The organism is Stenotrophomonas sp. (genome assembly GCF_050737075.1).
Classification (GTDB): domain Bacteria; phylum Pseudomonadota; class Gammaproteobacteria; order Xanthomonadales; family Xanthomonadaceae; genus Stenotrophomonas.
On the sequence record NZ_JBOHXV010000165.1, the window covers coordinates 1 to 4143 of the forward strand.

Consider the following 4143-nt stretch of genomic DNA (forward strand, 5'->3'; position numbering starts at 1 on the left):
ACGCCGCCCCACAGGACCACGGTGGTCAGCCACGGCAGGGCCTGGGTCAGGGTGCGCAGGCCGGCAACGCTGGCGAAGATGAACACCGCATCGATGGCCGCACAGGTCGCCACGACGGGCACGATGTGCTTGCGCAGGATGCCCTGGCGCAGGATGAAGGCGCTCTGGGCGCCGACCACGGCGAACAGGCCGATGCCGGCGGCGGCGCCACTGAACCACGCGGCCAGACCGGGGCCGCCGGAAATGAAGGAGAACATGGGGTACCACCTGTCTTGCTGGGGGGCGGTGCCTCGCCAAGGCGTACAGCACCGGATGGCGCGTATTGTCGCGCCGCAACATGAAAAAGTAGAGCTAAACTTACTTAACCATCTTTAGCGGAACTTAAGACGATGCGTATCGACCATGCCCAGTTGCGGGCGCTGGCAGCGGTGATCCGGGAGGGCAGTTTCGAGCGGGCCGCGCAGTCGCTCAATGTCACGGCGTCGGCGGTGTCGCAGCGGGTGAAGGCGCTGGAGGACCGGATCGGCCGCCTGCTGGTCAAGCGCTCGTCGCCGGCGGTGGCCACGCCGGAGGGCCAGGTGCTGGTGCAGTTGGCGGAGCAGACGGCATTGCTGGAGCACGACGCGCTGCACCGGATGGGCATTGCGGACGAAGACCTGCCGCACGCCAGCATTCCGGTGGCGGTGAACCATGACAGCCTGGAAACGTGGTTTCCGGAAGCGGCGCTGAGTTTCGCGCGGCAGACCGGCACGACGCTTGACCTGCGCTCGGAGGACCAGGACCACACGGGGGCGCTGCTGCGCCAGGGCGCGGTGCTGGGCGCGGTGACGACGCTGGACGAGCCGGTGCAGGGCTGCCAGATCCACGCGCTGGGCAGCATCCGCTACGCGGCGACGTGCACGCAGGAATTCCACGACCGGCATTTCGCGAAGGGGGTGAACGCGCAGTCGCTGGCGCAGGCACCGGTGCTGGTGTTCAACCGCAAGGACGACATGCAGGCACGCTTCGCGCGCCGGCTGGCCGGCGATGACCTGCCAATGACGGCGCCGACGTGGTGGATCCCCTCGACGCGGGCATTCGTGCAGGCCAATGTGGGCGGGCTGGGCTGGACGATGAATCCCCTGCCCCTGGTGAAGCGCCACCTGGACGCCGGGCGGCTGGTGCTGATGAAGCCGCGCGCGTGGGAAGACGTGCCGCTGTACTGGCAGCACTGGAAGGGCGATGTGCAGACGATGGCGCTGCTGACCAAGGCGGTGCTGGCGGCGTCGGGGACATTGGTGCGCAAACGGCGGTGATCAACTGCGAACGGCCAGAGCGGTCGCGGACGGTTCCCTGCGTGTTGGCCCGGCGGGGGTGGGGTAGCGGGACACGCTGCAAGTACATCCATGTAAGCTCGTTCACGCCATCCATGGCGCTCTACGGTCCCGCTACCCCACCCCCACCGGGCCACTGACAGAAGGTCGGCTGCCAACGGAGAGCAAGTGAAGCCGAGCTCCACACCGTGATTACGGTTGTGGCTGCACGATCACGACGTTCACAGGGGCGAACGGCGATGGAATCGGATCCGGTCTATCTGCATATCCGGGTGGTGCTGAGCATCATCCTGGGGTTGAGCATCACCACGCTGGTGAAGGGCTTGGCGTCGATCATCGAGCATCCGGCCCGGCGCGGCGGGTGGTCGGGGATCCACCTGTGCTGGGTGCTGTGGACGCTGGTGTCGGTGGTGACCTTCTGGTGGTGGGAGTTCCGGCTGGCCGGGGTGCGGGAGTGGACGTTCGGGCTGTATCTGTTCGTGATCGGGTATTGCGCCAGCTGGTACATGCTGTGCGTGCTGCTGTTTCCCGATGACCTGCGCGACTACGGCAGTTATGAGGACTACCTGCTGCAGCGGCGCGGCGGCTTCTTCGGCATGCTGGCGCTGGTGACGCTGCTGGATCTGGGCGATACGGCGATCAAGGGTCACAGCCGCTGGCAGGTGCTGGGAGAGGCGTATCCGGTGCACACCGGGATCATGCTGGTGATTGCGGGGCTGGGGTTCGCCAGCCGATCGCGACGGGTGCACCTGGCGCTGGCGATCGGGGCGCTGGTCTATCAGTGCGGGTATTTCATCGCGGAATATTTCACGTTGGGGTCGGATTGACGGCCAACGTGATGCTGCGTTGCACCAAATCCGTACCAATTCGGGATAAAATCAAGCCCTGGATGCGCCAAGAGCTTGTTTCTTCACGCTTCTTCCCCAAAGCGTCGTCATCCTGCCCTCATCTCCCCACATGAGATCTCCATGAAAAGACTAGCGAAGGTCGTCCTCGGCCTGCTCGTGCTGTTGCTCATCGCAGCGGCCGTGTTCCTGTACTGGCCCCTCCACCAGCGTTCGGTTCCGGCCGCGGGCAACGACAAGCCCGTCGACGTCGTGCTCGTTGGCGGCGGCATCATGAGCATCACCCTCGCCACGTTCCTGCAGGAGCTGCAGCCGGACTGGAACATCCAGGTCTATGAGCGCCTCAACGGCGTCGCGCTGGAAAGCTCCGATGGCTGGAACAACGCCGGCACCGGGCATTCGGCGTTCGCCGAACTGAACTACACGCCCGAGCTTCCGGACGGCAGCATCGAAACCAAGCGTGCCGTGGGCATTGCCGAGCAGTTCGAGATCTCGCGCCAGTTCTGGTCGCACCAGGTGAAGGAAGGCCGCCTCAGCCAGCCGTCGGACTTCATCAACCCCACCCCGCACATGAGCTTCGTGTGGGGCGATGACAACATCGCCTACCTGCACAAGCGCCAGCAGGCGCTGGTCAAGAACCCCCTGTTCTACGGCATGCAGTATTCCGAAGACCCCGCGCAGATCAAGGCGTGGGCACCGCTGCTGATGGAGGGTCGTGACCCCAACCAGAAGGTCGCCGCCACCTGGATGCCGCTGGGCACCGACGTCAACTTCGGCGTCATCACCCGCCAGCTCACCGCCGGCCTGCAGCGCAACCCCAACTTCGGCCTGCACCTGGAGCACGAAGTCGGCGCGCTGCGCCAGAACGACGACAAGACCTGGAACGTGACCGTCAAGGACCTGAAGTCCGGCACCGAATCCACCCTCAAATCGCGCTTCGTCTTCATCGGTGCCGGCGGCGCCGCGCTCAAGCTGCTGCAGCTGTCGGGCATTCCCGAAGCCAAGAACTACGCCGGCTTCCCGGTGGGCGGCCAGTTCCTGGCCTTCAAGTCCCCGGCCATCGCCGGCCGCCACAGCGTCAAGGCCTACGGCATGGCCGAAACCGGCTCGCCGCCGATGTCCGTGCCGCACCTCGATGCGCGCAAGCTGGACGGCAAGCCCGTGGTCCTGTTCGGCCCGTTCGCCCTCTACAGCACCAAGTTCCTCAAGCACGGCTCGTGGTTCGACCTGTACTCCTCGGTCAACCACAACAACGTCGCCGGCATGGTCGACGTGGGCCTGGAGAACCTGGACCTGGTGAAGTACCTCATGGGCCAGGCGCGCCTCAACGACGACGACCGCCAGGCCGAACTGGTCAAGTACTTCCCCAACGCCAAGCGCGAAGACTGGGAACTGGTCACCGCCGGCCAGCGCGTGCAGATCATCAAGCGCGACCCGGAGAAGGGCCCGGTGCTGCAGTTCGGCACCGAGATCGTCACCGACAAGGACCACACCCTGGCCGCCCTGCTCGGTGCCTCCCCGGGTGCCTCCACCTCGCCGCCGATCATGCTGGACCTGCTCAAGAAGGCCTTCCCCGAGCAGATGGCCGCCGGCTGGGAAGCGCGCCTGAAGCAGATCGTGCCGTCGTACGGCCGCAAGCTCAACGACAGCCCGGCCCTGACCAACGAAGTCCGCCGCCAGACCAGCGACACCCTGCGCCTGCCCTACCTGGAGGTTCCGGGGGAGACCAGCCCGGCCGTCATGATGACCGCGCCGGCGGCGGCACCGTTGGCGCCGGCCGCCCCGGTGAAGGAAAAGCGCAACGCCAATGAGGAATTGCAGGCGTTGTAGATGTTTTGGCGTTACGGCAGCGGGGCAGAGCCCCGCTCTACGAAAAACCGGCCTTCGGCCGGTTTTTTTTTGCCTTTGCCTCGACCGGCCGTCCCCGGAATCTTCGGGGGTCGCGGGGCGGTGGCGGGTAGCGGGGCCTTGAGCAGCAGGAGCTG

4 protein-coding genes are annotated in these 4143 nt (G+C 65.9%); 3 read left to right on the forward strand and 1 reads right to left on the reverse strand.

Translation table 11 applies throughout. The features are described 5' to 3' along the window. Positions 1 to 257: LysE family transporter (locus ACREPD_RS21810; protein WP_431601232.1), on the reverse strand; the 257-nt coding region annotated here is incomplete at its 3' end. 132 nt (positions 258 to 389) lie between these two features. Here ACREPD_RS21810 and ACREPD_RS21815 point away from each other — a divergent pair. From ACREPD_RS21815 to mqo, 3 genes are all read left to right on the forward strand, one after another. Beyond that, positions 390 to 1295 (forward strand): LysR family transcriptional regulator ArgP, encoded by a 906-nt coding sequence (locus ACREPD_RS21815; RefSeq protein WP_431601233.1) that lies wholly within the window; start codon positions 390 to 392, stop codon positions 1293 to 1295. Positions 1296 to 1552: 257 nt separating this feature from the next. Beyond that, positions 1553 to 2140 (forward strand): hypothetical protein, encoded by a 588-nt coding sequence (locus tag ACREPD_RS21820; RefSeq protein ID WP_431601234.1) that lies wholly within the window; start codon positions 1553 to 1555, stop codon positions 2138 to 2140. Positions 2141 to 2281: 141 nt separating this feature from the next. After that, positions 2282 to 3988 (forward strand): malate dehydrogenase (quinone), encoded by a 1707-nt coding sequence (gene mqo, locus ACREPD_RS21825; RefSeq protein WP_431601235.1) that lies wholly within the window; start codon positions 2282 to 2284, stop codon positions 3986 to 3988. Positions 3989 to 4143: the final 155 nt, after the last annotated feature.

Coding starts and splice junctions, on each gene's coding strand:
- mqo (WP_431601235.1), top strand. CDS start 2,282: ATGAAAAGACTAGCGAAGGTCGTCCTCGGCCTGCTCGTGCTGTTGCTC.
- ACREPD_RS21820 (WP_431601234.1), top strand. CDS start 1,553: ATGGAATCGGATCCGGTCTATCTGCATATCCGGGTGGTGCTGAGCATC.
- ACREPD_RS21815 (WP_431601233.1), top strand. CDS start 390: ATGCGTATCGACCATGCCCAGTTGCGGGCGCTGGCAGCGGTGATCCGG.